Here is a 17573-nt window from a genome sequence, read left to right as displayed (position 1 = left end):
TTTAGCGTGAAGGCATGACCCATGACTCTTACCAGCACCAGCACCAGCACCAGCACCAGGACGGCGGCGGGGACGCGCGCCATGACGAGGCAGGGCTGGCGGACCTGCTGGACCTGGACGCCGAGGTGGCCGGCTCGTACCTGGACGAGGTGACCGAGTGGGCCGCGCGGCACGCTCCGGAGGCTCCGGAGGCGATCGCCGACGTGGGAGCGGGAACCGGCGCCGGCAGCCTGGCGCTCGCGCGGCGCTTCGGGGCGGCCGAGGTGGTCGCGATCGACAGGTCGGCGTTGATGCTCGAACGCCTCCGGGCGGCGGCGCGCGGGCGGGGGCCGGCCGATCGGCTGCGCCTCGTTCGGGCCGACCTGGACGTCGCCTGGCCGGCGATCGGTGCGGTCGACCTCGCGTGGGCGGCCTCGTCGTTGCACGAGTTCGCCGACTCGGAACGGGTGCTCCGCGACGTCCACGCGGCGCTGAACCCCGGCGGTCTGCTGGTGGTGATCGAGATGGACGCCCTGCCCCGCTTCCTGCCCGACGACCTCGGGCTGGGCCGGCCCGGCCTGGAGTCACGCTGCCACGAGGTGGTGGCGGAGGCGCACTGGAACGCGCACCCGGACTGGCGGTGCCACCTGGAGCGGGCCGGTTTCGAGATCGCCGGGCAGCGCGGCTTCACCATCGAGCCGAGCCCGGCGCCGCCGGCCACCGGGCGCTTCGCGCGCGCCTACCTGAGCCGCATCCGCTCCGTCGTCGAGAGCCGGTTGGCCGCCGACGACCTCGACGTCCTCGACCGTCTCCTGGCGGACGACGACCCCGAGGGCCTCCTGCGCCGCCGCGACCTGACCGTCCGCGGCACCCGGACCGCCTGGGCCGCTCGCCGCCCCTGAGCTCGCTGGACCACTTTCGGAGCGACCCGGGTCTCGGCGCGAACGTCACGGCCTCAGCCGGCGAAGGCGCTTCCGGGCGACCTGGTGTCCGGCACGGCGAGGTCCGGGCGGTGGCCGGTGAGGCCTGGGCCGGAGGCGGTGAGGCCTGGTCCGGAGGCGGGGAGGGTGAAGACGAAGCGGGTGCCCTCGGCGCGCTCGGTGTCTAGGTGGATCCGCCCGCCGTGGTACTCGACGATCTTCTTGCAGAGGGCCAGGCCGATGCCCGTCCCCTCGTAGTCCTGACGGTTGTGCAGCCGCTGGAAGATGACGAAGATCTTCTCCGCGAACCGCGGCTCGACGCCGATCCCGTTGTCGCCGACCGACAGCTCCCAGAAGTCCCCGGCGCGGGCGACACCGATCCGCACCTCGGGATCCCGGTCGGGGGAGCGGAACTTCACGGCGTTGCCGATGAGGTTCTGCCACAGCATGGCGAGCAGGTTCGGGTCGCCCAGGACCTCGGGCAGCTCGGGCCGTACGACGACGGCGCCGGTCTCCTCGGTCAGCGTCTCCAGGTTGGCGAGGGCCCGGTCCAGCGGCTGGTCCAGCGGTACGGGCACGCGCTCGCTCTGCTCACGCCCCACCCGCGAGAACGCCAGCAGCTCGGCGATCAGGGACTGCATCCGCTTGGCGCCGTCCACGGCGAACGAGATGTACTCGTTCGCCCGCTCGTCGAGCTGGGCGGCGTACCGGTGCTGGAGCAGCTGACAGAAGGCCGTGACCTTGCGCACGGGCTCCTGCAGGTCGTGGGAGGCGACGTAGGCGAACTGCTCCAGCTCGGCGTTGGACCTGCGCAGCTCGCCCGTCTGCTCGCTGAGCAGGTCGGTCTGCTCCTGCAGGCGCTGGTGCGCGTCGCGGGAGATGGAGAGCTCGGCGGAGATGCGCCGCCGGATGGCGTCGACGTCGGCGGCGAGCATGGTGATGTCGCTCGGCCCCCTGATGTCGATGGCATGGTCGAAGTCTCCGTCGGCCACCTGCCGCGACGCCGTCCCGAGCCTGTCGAGGGGACGGAGCACGGCGTAGCGCAGCAGCAGGCCGACGGAGATAAGCGTGAGGACGAACATCGCCAGGATGGCCGCGAAGACGATGTTCCGCCACAGCCGGGCCCGTCCGAGCTCGACGGTCGCGGCCGTCCGCGCCCGCGACAGGTTGTCCGCCTGGCCGGCCACGGCGGTGCGGATCCGGTCGAAGGAGGTCTTGCCGGCCTCCACCTGGACGGGCCCGACCGTGCCCGGCCCCTGCTCTGCGACCGTTTCCACGACCGGTCGTGCGTACCCCGTCCGCCAGGAGCCGGCGCTCACCTCGATCTCGTCGAGGTCTGCGAGCAGCGGGCTTCCCGCGATCGACCGCCTCAGGGCGGCGACGGCTGCCCGCTCCTGCGCGATGCCCTGCTCGAAGCCGGCGAGGAACTCCTGCCGTCCGCTGAGGACGTAGCCGTGCACGCCCGCCTCCTGGTCGAGCAGGGCGCTTCGCAACCGCTCGGACGCCAGAAGGCCAGGGGTGATGCGCTGGATCAGCTCGTCGGAGGCCCGGGTGGTGCGGTCGAGCGCCCAGGTGCCGAGCCCGGCGGAGACGGCCACCAGGAGGGTCAGGATCGCCAGAGTGCCGCTGAACCACGAGCGCGTGGTCAGGCGAGGCCACCTCGCCGCTCGGCCGTAGCCGGAGATGCTCAAACCTGGCCCTCCCTCGTTCACCGTCCAGATCACCGACGCGCCGGCGTGGCCGGAGGTGAGGAATCCGACGGACCCCGGACGCCTCTATCCGGGCGATGTCGCGTGAAATCGCCTTGTTTCGCTTCCTCAGACGCCTCGGTTCAAACCCGGGTGGACCCCTGACCTGGCTTCCGCTCCGCCCCGGCCTCCCGGTCGCGTCCGTTCGGCAGAGGGTTCGGGTGCGAGACCGCTTGACGGAGTGAGTCCTCACTCCGTACCGTTGGTGTCATGACAGACACGAGAATCCGGCGCAGGGCGCCGGGAATGAGCCCGGAACAGCGACGCGACATGATCGTCAAGGTGGCGTTACCGCTGGTGGCCGAGCGCGGCGCCGCCGTGACCACCGCCGAGGTCGCCAAGGCCGCCGCGATCGGGGAGGCGACGATCTTCCGGGTGTTCGCCGACAAGGAGGAGCTGCTGAACGCCTGCGTCCTGCAAGCCCTCAACCCCGAACACGTGCTGGAGGAGATCGCGGCCGTGCCGCTCGACCAGCCCCTCGCCGCGCGGCTCACCGAGGCCGCCGAGGCGCTCCGAGCCCACCTCGACCGCATGGGGTCGGTCATCGGCGCCCTCCACGCCTCGGGCCTGCGGCGCGGCAGGCCCGACCCCTACCAGCGCGGCCCGGAGCCCGGCAGAAGAAGCGAGGAGGCGAGCGGTGGCCCGGCGGAGGGCGAGGACGGCGGCCGGGACCGGGCGGGCGCCCTCGGCAGGGACGCCTCGGCGGCCCGCACCGTGGAGGCCGTCGCCGACCTGTTCGAGCCCGAGAGGGAGTCCTTCCGCCTGCCTCCCGAGCGCCTCGCGGCGATCTTCCTCGGCATGCTGTTCAGCCGCCCGCGCTTCCCGGCAGGCACGGCGCCCGCGGGCCTGGACGAGCTCGTCGACGTCTTCCTCAACGGAGCCGTCCGGTGAGCGCGACCCCCGGCCGCGCGATCGTCCCCGCCGCCGGCCACCCGCTCCGCGCGCGCGGCCTGTGTTTCACGGACGCCGCGCGCGGCCTGTGCGTGCTCATGCCGCCGGAGTGACACCCGTCATCGGCCCGCGGGACAGCGCTCGACGAGATCCAGGGCGACCTCCAGGGCCGCGGTCTTGCGCTCGTCGTCGGTGAGATCCTCGTCCTTCAGCAGGAACCACGCGGCGTGCAGGGTGAAGATCGCCATCGAGCTCCTCAGGCGCTGGGCCGTGGAGTCGTCCTCGTCCCACAGGATCCCCACGAGGGCGCTCATGAGGTTGCGCATCTTCTCCAGCTTGGGATGATGCCGGAGCGCGGTCTGGTTGCGCTCCATGAACCTCATGAACGCGTGGTGGTGGCTGCCGTAGAGCTCGTCGGCGTAGCGCCGGACGAACTCGCGCCTGGTCTCGATCGTGGGGGGCTGGCTCTGACCCCATTTGACCAGGCGTTCCACCATGGCCTGCCGGTCCTCGGCCAGGCTCGCCACGATGTCGTCCTTGGTCTTGAAGTGGTAGTACAGCGCGGCCTTGGTCACCCCGAGGGACTCCGCTATCTCCCGCAGCGATGTCGCCTCGTAGCCCTGCTCGGTGAACAGTTTGAGGGCGATCTCCTGGATGCGGACTCGCGTGTCGGTGGTTTCCCTCATGGCTCCTCAGACGCTCCCTGTATCCCCTAATTAACTTGACGGTCGGCAAGTAAGGTATCTACCTTTAGTGTAATCACTAGCCGGTCGGCAAGTAAGTAGGCACTCTCTAGGGGGCGTAAAAGAATGACGGAGACCGCGGCCGAACCAGTTCCAGGGCGCCGGCGGGAGGTCATGGTCGTCCTGCCGGGGCTCATGCTCGCCATGATCCTGGCCATGCTGGACAACATGATCGTCGGCACGGCCATGCCGCGCATCGTCGGGGAGCTCGGCGGCCTGGCGCACCTTTCGTGGGTGGTCACAGCATATGTCCTGGGCACCACGGTCTCGACGCCGATCTGGGGCAAGATCGGCGACCTCTACGGCCGTAAGACGATCTTCCTGGCGTCGATCGCCATCTTCATGGTCGGTTCGATGCTGTGCGGCATGGCCGGGTCCGACCTGTTCGGGGGCACCTCAGGCGGCATGGGCGAGCTCATCGGCTTCCGCGCCATCCAGGGCCTCGGGGCAGGTGGCCTCATGGTCAACGCCATGGCCATCATCGGTGACCTGGTTCCGCCCCGCGAGCGTGGCCGCTACCAGGGCATCATGGCCGCGATGATGTCGCTGGCGATGATCGCCGGCCCGCTGGTCGGCGGCTTCATCACCGACCACCTGAACTGGCGCTGGGCCTTCTACGTCAACCTGCCCATCGGCGCCGTGGCCTTCATCTGGCTGGTCTTCCGGCTGCACCTGCCGAAGTACCGCACCGAGCACCGCATCGACTGGCTGGGTGCCGGCCTGCTCGGCGTGGGCATCACCGCGCTCGTGCTGATCACCACCTGGGGCGGCAACCAGTACGACTGGGGCTCCTGGCAGATCCTCGGCCTCGTGGCCGTCGCCGTGATCACCTTGGCGGCCTTCATCCCGGTCGAGCGCCGGGTCGCCGAGCCGATCATGCCGCTGCACGTGTTCAAGGACCGCAACTTCACGCTCATCTCGCTGATCGGCTTCCTGCTCGGCTTCGCGATGTTCGGCGCGATCAACTTCCTGCCGCTGTTCCAGCAGACCGTCCAGGGCGCCTCGGCGACCAACTCGGGGCTTCTGCTGCTTCCGATGATGGCGGCGGCCATGGTGGTCTCGCTCTTCGTCGGGCAGGCGATCACCAAGACCGGCAAGTACAAGATCTTCCCGATCGCCGGCGGCGCGCTGATGGCGATCGCCATGTGGCTGCTCTCGCTGCAGGACGTCAACACCACCCGCTGGGAGACCGGCCTGTTCATCGCCGTCCTCGGTCTCGGCATGGGCGGTCTCATGCAGACCACGATGCTGATCGCGCAGAACAGCGTCGAGCAGAAGGACCTGGGCGTGGCGAGCAGCGCCTCCACCTTCTTCCGGTCCATCGGAGGATCGTTCGGGGTGTCGCTCTTCGGAGCGGTCTTCAACAACCAGCTCACGTCCAACCTCACCGAGAAGCTCGGCCCGCAGGCCGCGCAGATGGCGGAGGGCGGCGGTGGCCGGCTCGACCCCGCGTCGCTGGCCCAGCTTCCCGCCCAGGTGAGGATCGGCTTCCTGGAGTCGCTGGCCTCGTCCATCTCCAGCGTGTTCTTCTGGGCCATCCTGTTCGCGATCCTGGTGCCGGTCCTGGCGGCCTTCGTCAAGGAGATCCCGCTGCGCAGCGCCCCGGTGGCCCCCGCCGGGGAATCCGGGCCGGACGACGACCCCGCCAAGCGCACGGCGGCCGTGGGCGCCCTCGACTGACCCGATCCCGCCTCTCCAACGCGGCGGCCGTGACCACCACCGTGGCCACGGCCGCCGTCGCGTTCCGGCCCGCGAAAGGCCGGGCCCCCCAGCCGGCGTTGGCGCATCCTCAGCGGTAACAAGGAGTTCACATGTCCGTCACTGCCTGGCTCGTGCTCGCCTTCGGCCTCGCCGCGCTGGTCTTCGGTGGCGTCGGCGCCGGGCTGCTGCTGTCCCAGCGCGACTTCCGCCGGATCGCCCACCGGGTACCGGGCCAGGTCGTACGGCTGCGTCCCAGCCACTCCAGCGAGGGGACCGTCTACTACCCCACCATCAGGTTCACGACGGCGGACGGCCGGCCGGTCGAGGTCGAGGGCAACGTCGGCTCCAGCCCGCCGATCGCCCCGGTCGGCGCCGAGGTGCCGGTCCTGTACGACCCCGCCAGGCCGGACCGCATGCGCGTGGACACCATGCTCGGCGGCAACCTCATAGGAATGGTCTTCGCGGGCACCGGCGCGGTATTCCTGGTGGTGTGCATCGCCGTGGTCGCCTTCGGCGGCTGACCGTCGGCCGGGCGGAGGGCGCGAGCGGTCAGGGGAGAGTCTCGCGGATGGCACGGGCGATGGCGGGGTGGGCGAGGTACTCCTCGATCAGGTGGGCGCGTTCCAGCCGGTTGTCCACGGCCGTCTCCTCCAGAGGACCGTCCCAGTCGTCGCGCAGCGGGCACCCGATGGCGACGGGATCGGCCGGGCTCCACACGTTGAGCCAGCGGGTCACCTGGGCGGGGCGGTGGGGTCCGCCGGAGAGCAGGCGGGTGTACACGGTGTCGAGGCCCAGCGGGCTGCCCGCGGTGACCAGCAGGGGGACCTCCAGGGTGGGGGGAAGCCGGGTGAGCAGGTCCATGGCCACCACCGTGCCGAGGCTGTGGGTGACCAGCACGACCGGGCCCGAGGCGGGGAGCGTCTCGCACACCGCGTCCAGCACCGTGCGCCTGATGTCCGGGTCGTCGAGGTAGGCCGCCACGTCGCGGAAGATCTTGGCGATGAGGAACCGGTCCAGGTTGGTGGTGGCCGCGAGCCAGCTCAGCATCCGCTGCAGGGGAGTGGTGAGCCCTTCGCTCACGCTGTCGGCGGGCATGCGCGCCTTGGCGGCCGCTTCGGCGATCATCTGCTCGTACAGCAGCCGGGTCGTGGGGGAGGAGGGGGCCAGGGCCGCGGCGACGTTGTCGCTCACCGCCCCCGCGAGCACGGGCGCCGCCTCAAGGCCCGTCACCGCGTCGAGGAAGCGGTCACCGTAGAACGGCAGCCACACGTCCCCCGGGTCCACCAGGGGAGAGCCCGCCAGGGTGAGGCCCTTGTTGAGCCCGGCGGTCCACTCCCGGCGGATGGCCTCGGGGTCCCTGCCCTCCTGGCTGCGCCCGTGGACGAAGACAAGGCGGCCCGTGCCGCCGAAGGCGGAGGGGCGGCCCGCCAACCCGGTGACCTTCGAGGTCCCGGCGGGGGCGCCGAGCGCCTCGGCCCAGGCGGGGGACACGGTGAGCCCGGCCGCGGGGCCCATCTCGGCCAGCAGGGCCTGGACCGGAGCGGAAGGCCGCAACCGGGCGAGGCGGGCCAGGATCACGCTGACCCGCACGCCCTCGTTGGCCACCCAGTCCACGGCGTCGTCGCCGTCCCCCGGCGACCAGGGGTGCCCGTCCTTGCGGACCCAGCGGCCCTGCTCGTCGACGCGGGGGATGCCGGAGTGGTGGAGGGCGACGACCTCCCACTGGTCGTTGAAGACGGGGGAGCCGGAGTTACCGGGCTCGGTGTCGTTGGTGTAGTGCAGGAAGTCGTCCAGTTGCATCGACAGCTCGTTGTGCCGGATGGAGATCTCCTTGAGCCGCCCGCTCGGATGCCCGACGATGTTGACGGGCTCGCCGATGACGACCTTCCCCTGCTGGGCGACGAGGCGGTTCCAGCCGAACACCTCGCCCGCGCGCCTGCCGTCGGGGCCAGGTCTCACCGCGACCAGGGTGAAGTCCAGATGCAGGTCGGTGATGAAGCACGCCTCCGGTTCGAGCCGGAACCGCGCCGGGACGGCCGGCTCGTTGTCGAGGTTCACCTCCGCCCCGAACTCCACGACGAGGTCACGCGCGCTCTCCTGGTTCGCCAGCACGTGGTTGTTGGTCATCAGCAGCGCCGGGCCGACCAGGAACCCCGTTCCCCGGGGGAGGAGCCGCCCGCCGTCGTTCAGCGAGATCCTGGCCACCGTCGCGGCGGCCCGCGTCCCCCGGGCCAGGAAGTTGACCGCCTGGAGCTCGCTTGACTCGCCGATGATCTGTTCGAGCAGGCGTGGACCCGAGGGGCCGCCCTCGGCGACCACGCGGGCCACCGCGGCGACGGGCAGGTCGCCCCGGCGCAGGAGACGCTGCGCGCGGGCGGCGAGCTGGTGCTCCCCGTCGAGGACCGCGAGGCCCTCCGCCCGGCGCCGGCTCAGGTTGGCCTCGCGCGGGCCCGTGGTCTCCGCGTACCGCCGCGTGGCGGCGTCGGTCTGCCGGGCCTTGGCCGTGCCGGGATGGTGGATCGTGCTCATGGGCCGCCGCCGGTGGTGAACGCGTGAAGGTGGACGCTCTCCAGCCTCCGCCACCCGGGCGGCGCGCGCATGAGTACTCCCCTACTCAAGCTACGGGGAGGGATCTTTCGGCGTGTTCTCACGCGAGTAGTAGCGTCTGCTCATGCGACTTGGCGTCCTGGACATCGGTTCCAACACGGTGCACCTCCTGGTGGTGGACGCCCACAGGGGCGCGCAGCCGCTGCCGGCGTACTCGCACAAGGCCGAGATGCGGCTGGCCGAGCACCTCCACGACGGGGACAAGCTGTCCCCCGGGGGCGAGCGCGAGCTGCTGCGGTTCGTTGAGGACTCCCTGCGCATCGCCGAGGACAAGGGCGTGGAGGACATCATGGCCTTCGCCACCTCGGCCGTACGGGAGGCGGTCAACGGGGAGGACGTCCTCGGCCGCCTGCGGTCCGCGACCGGCGTGGACGTCCAGGTCCTTTCCGGGCAGGACGAGGCGCGGCTGACGTTCCTCGCCGTGCGGCGCTGGTTCGGCTGGTCGTCCGGGAGGCTGCTGGTGCTGGACATCGGCGGCGGCTCCCTGGAGATCGCCTCGGGGGTGGAGGAGGCGCCGGACGTCGCGGTCTCGCTCCCCGTCGGAGCGGGGCGCATGACGCGCAGGTGGTTCAGCGCCGACCCGCCTCCCGCCGAGGAGGTGCGGAACATGCGCAGGCAGGTGCGCGCTGAGATCGGCAGGATCGTCGGCGACGTGGTGAAGTACGGCCGCGCGGACCACGCGGTGGCGACGTCCAAGACGTTCAAGCAGCTCGCCCGCATCGCCGGGGCCGCTCCGTCGGGCGAGGGGTCCTACGTCAAGCGGGTGCTGAACCGCGAGGACCTGTCGCGCTGGACCGAGCGGCTCACCACGATGAGCAACTCCCGGCGCGCCGACCTGCCCGGGGTCTCGGTGGGGCGCGCGCCGCAGCTTCTGGCGGGCGCGGTCGTGGCCGAGGCCACGATGGACCTGTTCGACACCCCCGAGCTGGAGATCTGTCCCTGGGCGCTGCGCGAGGGCGTGATCCTTCGCCGCCTGGACGGCATGCCCGGTTCGTGACCCATGACGTGACGGTCGTCACACGGGTCCCGCCGATGTGCCGTGGCGCCCTCCGTGTGCAGGAGAATCAGTCTTTCCACCTGCGTATGGAGAAGTGTGAGCGCGCTCATCCAGGGCACGTGTCCACCGCGACAACACAAGAGGAGGATGGGCGATGATGGCGCTCATCGGCGCGGCCTACACGATGCTGGCCGTTCTGATGCTCACGGGACTCGCCCTCATACTGATCGCGGTGATGACGCTGATCTGCCTGGCGTTGATGGCCTCGACCACGAGTCCCGAGCCCGAGGCCGGCGCGGCCGACCGGCGAGAAGGACCCGCGACCGCCGCGGGCCGCGTGGAAGGCGTCCCCGCCGAGGTCCCTCGGGCCCGGCGGGAGGGTCCGGCGGCCGAAGGCCCTCCGGCCCGGCGTGAAGGGCTCGCGGCCCGGCGTGACGGCCGACCGGCGGCGTCCGGCGAGCGCGAGACCGCGACCCGGCCCGTCCAGGGCCGGCGTGACGCCCGCCCGGTCGTGGGCCAGTGGGACGGCCGCGCGGCGGTCGTCAGGGGCGGGGGACAGCCAGGGGTGTGGTGAGACGTCCCCCCGCCGCCGGTCCCGCGAATCCGCCCAGAAGCGGAGTCGGTCCCGCGAATCCGCTCAGAAGCCGAAAGAGCCGAAAGAGCCGAAAGAACGGCGTCACCGGGGCGGCGCCGCCTCCACGCGGTGCTTGGCGAGGTGGGCCAGCACCGCCTGGTTGGCCTCCCAGCCGTCGGGGAACTTCACCGGGACGTTCAGCCGCACCGCCTCGGAGGACGGATGCGCGTCGAGCAGCTCGGGGATCCCCGCGCGGGCGACCACGACGCAGGCGTGCCGGTGCCGCGAGGTGAGCACGCACAGCCGTCCGGACTCCAGGTGGAAGGCCGTCGCGTCCCTGCGCCCCGAGAGCGGGTGCAGGACGATCGTCACGTCGTACTCGCGGCCCTGGAGGCGGTTCGCGGTGTCCACGGTCACCCCCTCGGGCAGGCCCGTGGCCTGGATCGCGGCCACCTGGTCGCGGTGCGCGGCGCCGATGGCGACGCGGCCGGGCGTGACCGGGTGCTCGCCCCGCTCGGAGCGCGTGACGGGCGCGCGCTGCAGCAGCCGCGCGGCCAGCACGGCCACCGCCTGGACGGCCTCGGCGTCGGTGCGCACCGTGTGCCGGCTCGGCAGCTCGTACAGCGCCCAGCCGGACTCCGCCGCCTCCTCCAGCGCGGCGTCGTACGCCGTGCGCATGCCGCCCGCCGTGAACGACAGGCCCCGGTCGCCGGGCCCGGTGCCGGCCTTGAACCCGGTGTAGGGGTAGAACGCCTCCGACACGACGGGGGCGGCCGAGGCGGGCAGCCTCCAGGACACCGGGAGCCGGTGGACCGGAAGGTCGGGATTGTGACGCAGGAGCACGGCCACCGCGCTCTGGAGCGGATCCCACGACAGGCCCGCCCAGCGGTCGCCGTCCACGATCGAGAACGGGTCGAGCTGGCCGGGGTCGCCGACGAACAGCGCCCGCTCGAACAGCCCCGCGATGCGCAGCAGCTTGTCCGAGCGCATCTGGTAGGCCTCGTCGACGATGGCCCACGGCCACTTTCGGTCGCCGACCCAGGCCCACTTGTCGGCGGTGGCCACCACCACCGCCGGGTCGCCGAGATCGGGCAGCTTGGTGCCGACGCTCGCCTTCCCCACGACCCGCCGCGGTACGACGTAGTCGGCGGCGGAGAGCCGGCCGATGGGCAGGCCGGGATGCTCGGCCGCCAGCCGGACGATCAGGTCGTCCACCTGCTCGTTCGTCTGGGCGATGATCATCAGGGGCTCGCCGGTGGCGGCGAGGTGCCCGGCGGCCCTGACCACCAGCGTGGACTTGCCCGCGCCCGGAGGCGAGTCGACGACCACGCCACGGTGCCTGGGCAGGTCGGCGAGCACGGCGTCGACGACGCCTGCCGCCTCCGCCGCAGGGGAGACGTGCCTCCCGGTCATGTGCGCCGCCGGGTCCGGCGGGAGCGCCGCGTCCTCATGACCACTCCTCCTCTGGCTCCTCGTCGGCGGGGACGTGCTCCGGCGGCGGGCCGCCGTGGGTCCACGGGGTGTCCTCGGGCGCGGGCAGACTCGCCGGGGGCTGGAACTCGTCGGTGAGGGCGGCGTAGCACAGGCGCTCGCCGACCTCCGGCACGGCGCCCGGCGTCGCCGCCTTGCCGCGCCCCATCCCCTTGACGATCTTCAACGTGACGTGCTCGCCGGAGATCTCGACGACCTCGGCCTGCTGGCCGCGCCGTTCGGGCGTGCCGAGCCGCGCGCCGGGCGCGAGCCGTACCGGGTCGCTCGTGCGCAGGGTGAGCAGCGGCCGGAGCTTGCGCCCCCGGCCCTCGCCCTCGGCGTGGTCCGGATCGGTGGCGACGACGGTGCCGGTGAACGCCTCGCCGGTCAGGCGGTAGGCGGCCATGACCAGCGGATCGTCGTAGGCCCGCTGCGCGTCGTAGGAGGCGCGCGCCCGTTCCATGCGGGCCAGCCGCGAGGCGGCCCCGACCGCGCTGTCCCGCTTCGGCTGGGGAGGGCCGCCCTCGGCGAGCTGGGCGGCGAAGTTGGTGAAGGCCGCCCGGTCGGCCTCCCAGCGGACCGCGGCGCCCGGCCCGGCGGGCAGCGCGCCGAGCAGGCCGATGGCCCGCCACATCAGCCGCCAGGTCGGTTCGAGCTGGGAGCGCACCGCCTCGCCGACCCTGGCGGCGGCCCGGTCGCCACGCGTCTCCTCGTACGCCCTGATGGCGGGCGCGAGCACCTCGGTGTCGAAGCCGGGGTCGGTGGCAGGGCCCGCGGGCGGCCAGATCAGGGGATCCTCCGCCTCCCGGGCGGCGCTCGCCCCGCTCATGCCCGGCGGCGGGTCGATCCAGCTCACCAGCGAGGCGAGGTTCGCGTCCTCCAGCGCGCTCTGCCCGGTCGCCCAGTGCAGGGAGAGCGCCTCGGTGGCCGCCATGAGCAGGGCGGAGCCGGGGTACTGCGCCCGCTGGGCCAGGAAGGTCAGCCACCGGCCCAGCACCGGCACCGAGGGGTGCACGGCGTACGGCCCCTCGGCGCGGCGGAACCGGGTGGAGCGGCCCAGCATGTGGACGAAGGCGACGGCGCTCCGGTTCGGCACGATCAGCTGCGGGGCGTCGACGCAGCGCTCGTACGGCTCCGCGCCGCGCCGCTCGACCGTCTCCGTCGCCTTCTGCAGGCCCTCGACGTACGGCAGGAGGATCTCGGCCAGCTCGGCGGCGAAGGCGAACCGCAGGTCGCGGTCGCGCGGCTGGGGGACCACGAGCAGCCGGGGACGATCGGGATCGGTGCCCGCCATCGCGGCCAGCGGCGCCGCCGCCTCACCCGCCATCCGGAGCGGGATGAACACCATGGGCCGCTCGGACAGGTGGCAGTGGCGCACGGTCGCGAGCCGCCGCGCCGTACCCGTCTGGACGGCGCGCAGGCGCGCGAGCGCGGCCAGCGTGCTCACGACACCCCCGCGACCGGAAGGCTCAGCATGGTCTTGGACCTCCGTGGACGGGGGTGCTCACGACACCTCCGCGTAGATGCGGTCGGCCAGGCGGAGCAGGCGGGCGATCTCCTCCTGGCCCTCGCCCGGGGTGAGCGAGCCGTCGGCGAGGCCCAGCGCCTCGGCCACGGTCGCCACCCCGCCGAGCGCGTCGCGGACCTGACGTCCGAGCAGGTCGGTGGAGCCCCCGGCCGCCGCCTCGTCCCGGCAGAAGAAGCACAGGTCACAGGTCGACAGGCAGTCGGGCGCGTACCGGGCGTCGACGCCGCGCACCGCGTCACGCAGCTCCGCCACCGGGCGGGTCGGCACTCCCTCGGCGTCCAGCGCCAGGTCGAAGGTCAGCTCGGGCTCCAGCGCGTCCACGATCGCGCCGACGCGCGTCATGCGGGCGAGCTGCCGTCTGAGCACGGCGAGCTCCCTGCGCACGTCCACCAGCGTCGCGGTGGGGCGGTTCGCGAAGTTCTCGGGGCACACCAGCACGACGTCGTGGGACACCCGCTGGGGATCGTGGCCGAGATCCTCCAGAAGGTTCCTCAGCGCCAGCACGTACACGGCGGCCTGGCGGGCCGCCGCCGCGACCTTCTCTGGCTCGGCCTGCCCGTCGATGACGGCGAACGACTTGATCTCCACGATGTGGAACCGGCCGCCCAGCCGGAACGCCACCACGTCGGGCTCCAGGTAGGAGCTGTGGCCGGCGATGTCCAGCCGCAGCAGCGGATGGTCGTAGAGCGTGCCCGCGTCGTCGCCGTCGCGGGCCGCGGTGTCGATGAGCTTGCGGGTGTGGGAGTGGCGCAGGTGCGCGGACGGGTCGCCGCCGATGTCGCCGAGATCGGTGTACGCCGCCAGAGGGATCGGCAGGCCGAGGAGCTCGCGGAGCAGCCTCAGCAGTTCGGCGCAGCCGCTCTCCTTGACCAGCGCCTCGAACAGGTTGCCGCGGGTGATGGCGAAGGGCGACTGGCCGAAGGGCGCGGGAAAGCCCAGGTGGGTGGCCGTCGCGTCCTTGTCGATGCCGGCGGCGTCCAGCACGGCGCGGCGCGCGCACCCGGGGTTGGCCGCCAGGGCGGCGATGGCCCGCGCGTCGTGGGGGCGCGGCGGCACCGGGCCGCGCAGCCGGTCGAGTCGGTCCACCTCGCGCCTCTCTTCGGGCCGTTCCACCTCACGCCTCTCTTTGGACCAGGGTCAGGACGGTGCCGCCGAACAGGCGCTCGGCGTCACGCAGCCGGTCGCGCGCGCGGCCGGCGATCTCCGCGCGGGCCGCGGCGTCGGCGGCGGCGTGGACCTCCAGCTCCGCCTTGGCCGCCTTGACCACGGTCACGGGATCGGGCGCGGCGCCAGGGACGTTGTGTGCCAGCCGGGACAAAAGCCGCTGCGCGCTCGGCGGGGGCGGCTCACCGGCCTCGGCCAGCCGGATGATGTGCCCGGCCACCCGGATCGCGGTGGTCAGGAAGTCGACACGGGGGCTCAGCGGCCCGACGACCCGTTGCTCCAGCGGCCAGGTGCTGACGGCCAGCAGCCCCCGGGAGGCGGAGAGCCGATCGGTGAGCGCGGCGCACAGGTAGTACGGCCGGGCGAACGGCGAGGTGCGGAAGGACCGCTCCTCGTCCCTGCGCAGGCTGGTGAGCTGGGTGCCCTTGAGCGAGCCCGCGCGCAGGGCCCCGTGCACGGCCACGATCATCTTGGCGGCGGCGGGCACGCCGAGCAGGGTGAGCGCCTGGTGGACCTGCTCGCGGACCGGGAGCAGCGAGCCGGGTCGCGCTTCGTCCTCCTCCTCGCGGGCGGGGTCGTGGGCGGTGAGCGCCTGGTCCCACGCCCGCTCCGCCCTTCGGAGCTCGGCGCGCAGCGACCGGGCGAGGACGCTCTCGCGGGCTCGCACGGCCTGCCGGATCTCACCGCGGAGCGCGGTGATGCGCTCCTCCAGATCGTCCAGCGATTCACTCACGCCCGGAGCGTACCAACAGTTCCCTTGAGTTCCAGTGATTTCCAGGCGTGTGCCTCAGCTCAGGGGCCTGAAGTACGTGCCGGGCCGGTCCTGGCCGATCACCCCGCCCACGCACCGGTAGATCCGGACGCCCTGCTTGAAGGCCTCCGGGGTGGGCGGCAGCACCGACACCATCCATTTGCCGGGGGCGATGGCCTTGGCCGGGCCGTACGTCGACTGGATGAGCACCGGCATCGAGCAGAGCTTCTTGACCGTCGGATGACCTTCGAGGTCCTCCATGTCGTAGGTGATCGTATCGGCGGGCATCGGGGCCACGGCGAAGGTCTCCCACGCGTGGGTCTCCTCGCAGCCGCGCCTCTTCACCGTCACCGACCCCGCGGTCGAGACGATGCCGCCCCAGCACTCGGCCTCCCGCCCGCACGCGGCGTTCGCGCCCGCGACCGCCGCGGCCGGGCAGTTCTCGGTGGTGGTGCTCACCTCGCCCGCCGTCACCTTCGAGCCGGGGGCGGAGGAGATCGCGCTCGGCGGGTCGTACCCGTTCGGCGTGGTCGTCGCGGTGACGTTCCCGGGCACCTGGCCCTCGTGCAGCATGATCGCCGTCCCGATGGTCAGCAGCAGCGCGAACACGCCCGCGACCACGACGTACATCCCCGCCTGTGAGGACGGCGCCGGCGCCTGGGGAGGCCGCGTGACCGCCGACGCTCGCGCGCCCGGTCCCGTCGCGCCGCCCCGCGCCGGGCGGCCGTTTCCCGCATCGCGCGAGGACGGCCCGGACGGCCGGGGGGCGGGACGCGACGCCCCGGGATGCCCGGGCGGCCCGGCGTGCGCGGGCGACGCCGCCGGCCGCGGTGACCTGGACGGCGTGGCCCCGGACGGCGCCGCGTGCGCGTCGCGCGAGGCGGGGAGCGCGGAGGCCGGAAGGGACGACAGCGCGTCCCTCAGGGCGGCGGCCGAAGGGATGCGCTCGCGGGGATCGGTGGCCATCCCCGCCCGCAGGACCGCGGTCAGGCCCGCGGGGACACCGGGGATCTCCGGGATCGGCCGGCGGTGCATCGCCATGATCATCGCGATGTTCACCACCCCGCCCTCGGGGAAGCGCGGCGGCCGGCCGTTGAGCAGGGCGTACAGCGTGGCCGACAGCGAGTACACGTCGCCGGCAGGGCTCGGCTCGGCCAGCTCGAACGCCTCGGGCGGCCCGAAGGCGGGGGTCAGCGACTCGCGCGTAACCGACATGTCGCCCTCGGCGTGCGCGCTCGTGGCCAGCCCGAAGTCCGACAGCGCCACCATGCCGTAGCCGTTGACCAGGATGTTGGCCGGTTTGACGTCGCGGTGCAGCACGCCCGCCGCGTGCGCCGCCGCCAGCGCGTCCGCGATGCGCACGCCGATGTCGCGGACCTCGCGCGGGCCCAGGGGCCCTTCGCCGCGCAGCCGGTCGGCCAGCGACCCGCCGGGGCACAGCTCCAGCACCATGTACGGCCGGCCGTCGCCGAGCACGCCCGCGTCGTAGACGTCGGCCACGTGGGGATGACCGGACAGGGCCCCGGCCGAGGTGACCTCCCGCATGAACCGCCGCCGGTCACGCTCGGAGACCAGCACGCGGTTGTCGACCTTGAGGGCGACCTCGCGGCGCACGGCGAGCTGCCGGGCGCGGTAGACCACGCCGAATCCGCCCTGCCCGAGGATCCCGAGCACCTCGTAGCCCGGCACCTCCGGCGCTCCAGGCTCGGTCACCTTCCACCTCCATCGCGGCACGCGAGCGGCACACTACCGGAACGGTTCGCCGGTGTATGGGCAGAGATCACACTTTCGCGCTGATCGGGTGGTGATAGGGGAGGGAGTCCCCATGATCCGGCGACAGCGGTACGTGACCGTGAAGTACCCCTATGCTGTCCTGCATGGCGACCGTGGCGGGGATCGGCGGACGGGATCCGGACCGGCGCCGGGCGCTGCTCGACGCGGCCGACCGGGTCATCCGGCGCGAGGGCCCGCAGGCGTCGATGGCGGCCATCGCCGCCGAGGCGGGCATCACCAAGCCCATCCTCTACCGGCACTTCGGCGACAAGAGCGGCCTCTACCAGGCGCTGGCCGACAGGCACATCCGCACGGTGATCAAGCAGCTGCGCCGCGAGTTCGCAAGGGCCCGCACCGGCCTGCGCACCCGGGCCCGGGCCACCATCGAGACCTACCTCGACATGATCTCGGCCAACCTCAACCTCTACCGCTTCCTGTTCCACCGCGCCGGCGCCGAGGACAGCCGCACCCACTCCCACATGGCCGGCATCGTGCGCAGCCTGGGGGAGGAGCTCGGCGCGGTCATCGCCGCCGACGGCACCGTGTCCGACCCGGTACGTGCGCAGATCCTCGGGCACGCGTTCGTCGGCATGGTGCAGACGACGGGCGACTGGTGGCTGGAGCACCATGAGGTCGACCGGCGGCAGGTGGTCGAGAGCCTCGTGGACGTCATCGTCGCCGCCCTGGAGGGAACCTTCGCGCCGGATCCCTCCTGAGCGCCGGCGCG

General features: G+C 72.7%; 15 protein-coding genes. 7 read left to right on the top strand and 8 right to left on the bottom strand.

Going from position 1 to position 17573, the window contains the following annotated elements:
* Positions 1-14: 14 nt before the first annotated feature.
* Positions 15-881, top strand: coding sequence for a class I SAM-dependent methyltransferase (locus ACGFIV_RS06025; protein ID WP_392832415.1), 867 nt, complete (start codon positions 15-17; stop codon positions 879-881).
* Positions 882-934: 53 nt separating this feature from the next.
* Here ACGFIV_RS06025 and ACGFIV_RS06020 read toward each other — a convergent pair whose 3' ends face one another.
* Positions 935-2590 (bottom strand): ATP-binding protein, encoded by a 1656-nt coding sequence (locus tag ACGFIV_RS06020; RefSeq protein WP_392832412.1) that lies wholly within the window; start codon positions 2588-2590, stop codon positions 935-937.
* Positions 2591-2857: 267 nt separating this feature from the next.
* On the opposite strand from ACGFIV_RS06020, the gene ACGFIV_RS06015 reads away from it, so the two are divergent.
* Positions 2858-3538 carry a TetR/AcrR family transcriptional regulator gene (locus ACGFIV_RS06015; RefSeq protein ID WP_392832409.1) on the top strand — a complete coding sequence of 227 codons (681 nt, stop codon included), beginning with the start codon at positions 2858-2860 and terminating at the stop codon, positions 3536-3538.
* A gap of 119 nt (positions 3539-3657) precedes the next feature.
* Here the strand turns inward: ACGFIV_RS06015 and ACGFIV_RS06010 are convergent, their stop codons facing one another.
* Positions 3658-4224 carry a helix-turn-helix domain-containing protein gene (locus ACGFIV_RS06010; RefSeq protein ID WP_358555705.1) on the bottom strand — a complete coding sequence of 189 codons (567 nt, stop codon included), beginning with the start codon at positions 4222-4224 and terminating at the stop codon, positions 3658-3660.
* A 123-nt stretch (positions 4225-4347) separates the two neighbouring features.
* Here ACGFIV_RS06010 and ACGFIV_RS06005 point away from each other — a divergent pair, with 123 nt between their 5' ends.
* Positions 4348-5961 carry an MDR family MFS transporter gene (locus ACGFIV_RS06005; protein WP_392832406.1) on the top strand — a complete coding sequence of 538 codons (1614 nt, stop codon included), beginning with the start codon at positions 4348-4350 and terminating at the stop codon, positions 5959-5961.
* 131 nt (positions 5962-6092) lie between these two features.
* Positions 6093-6503, top strand: a complete 411-nt coding sequence (locus ACGFIV_RS06000) for a DUF3592 domain-containing protein (RefSeq protein ID WP_392832403.1) — start codon at positions 6093-6095, stop codon at positions 6501-6503.
* A gap of 28 nt (positions 6504-6531) precedes the next feature.
* Here the strand turns inward: ACGFIV_RS06000 and ACGFIV_RS05995 are convergent, their stop codons facing one another.
* A complete protein-coding gene (locus tag ACGFIV_RS05995; protein ID WP_358561806.1) occupies positions 6532-8511 on the bottom strand; it encodes a serine protease in 1980 nt (659 codons plus the stop codon).
* A 142-nt stretch (positions 8512-8653) separates the two neighbouring features.
* Here ACGFIV_RS05995 and ACGFIV_RS05990 point away from each other — a divergent pair, with 142 nt between their 5' ends.
* A complete protein-coding gene (locus ACGFIV_RS05990; protein WP_358561809.1) occupies positions 8654-9586 on the top strand; it encodes a Ppx/GppA phosphatase family protein in 933 nt (310 codons plus the stop codon).
* 154 nt (positions 9587-9740) lie between these two features.
* Complete coding sequence (locus ACGFIV_RS05985) at positions 9741-10160, top strand: hypothetical protein (RefSeq protein ID WP_392832399.1); 420 nt, start codon at positions 9741-9743, stop codon at positions 10158-10160.
* Positions 10161-10262: 102 nt separating this feature from the next.
* On the opposite strand, the gene ACGFIV_RS05980 is transcribed toward ACGFIV_RS05985, so the two are convergent.
* The 5 genes from ACGFIV_RS05980 to ACGFIV_RS05960 are packed head-to-tail and all read right to left on the bottom strand — an operon-like array spanning position 10263 to position 16786.
* On the bottom strand, positions 10263-11573 hold the full coding sequence (locus ACGFIV_RS05980) for an AAA family ATPase (RefSeq protein ID WP_392832395.1): 1311 nt from the start codon (positions 11571-11573) through the stop codon (positions 10263-10265).
* Positions 11574-11607: 34 nt separating this feature from the next.
* Positions 11608-13077 (bottom strand): hypothetical protein, encoded by a 1470-nt coding sequence (locus ACGFIV_RS05975; RefSeq protein ID WP_392832392.1) that lies wholly within the window; start codon positions 13075-13077, stop codon positions 11608-11610.
* Positions 13078-13134: 57 nt separating this feature from the next.
* Positions 13135-14244 carry a hypothetical protein gene (locus tag ACGFIV_RS05970; RefSeq protein ID WP_392832389.1) on the bottom strand — a complete coding sequence of 370 codons (1110 nt, stop codon included), beginning with the start codon at positions 14242-14244 and terminating at the stop codon, positions 13135-13137.
* 28 nt (positions 14245-14272) lie between these two features.
* Positions 14273-15055 (bottom strand): hypothetical protein, encoded by a 783-nt coding sequence (locus ACGFIV_RS05965; RefSeq protein ID WP_358553731.1) that lies wholly within the window; start codon positions 15053-15055, stop codon positions 14273-14275.
* A 54-nt stretch (positions 15056-15109) separates the two neighbouring features.
* Positions 15110-16786: a protein kinase gene (locus ACGFIV_RS05960; protein ID WP_392832386.1), complete on the bottom strand. Its 1677-nt coding sequence runs from the start codon at positions 16784-16786 to the stop codon at positions 15110-15112.
* A gap of 164 nt (positions 16787-16950) precedes the next feature.
* Here ACGFIV_RS05960 and ACGFIV_RS05955 point away from each other — a divergent pair, with 164 nt between their 5' ends.
* A complete protein-coding gene (locus ACGFIV_RS05955; protein WP_358553727.1) occupies positions 16951-17562 on the top strand; it encodes a TetR family transcriptional regulator in 612 nt (203 codons plus the stop codon).
* Positions 17563-17573 lie beyond the last annotated feature (11 nt).

It is taken from the genome of Sphaerisporangium sp. NPDC049003 (genome assembly GCF_043197795.1).
GTDB lineage: Bacteria > Actinomycetota > Actinomycetes > Streptosporangiales > Streptosporangiaceae > Sphaerisporangium.
Note: the sequence above shows the minus strand (reverse complement) of the source record. Positions and strands in the feature narration are given on the sequence as shown.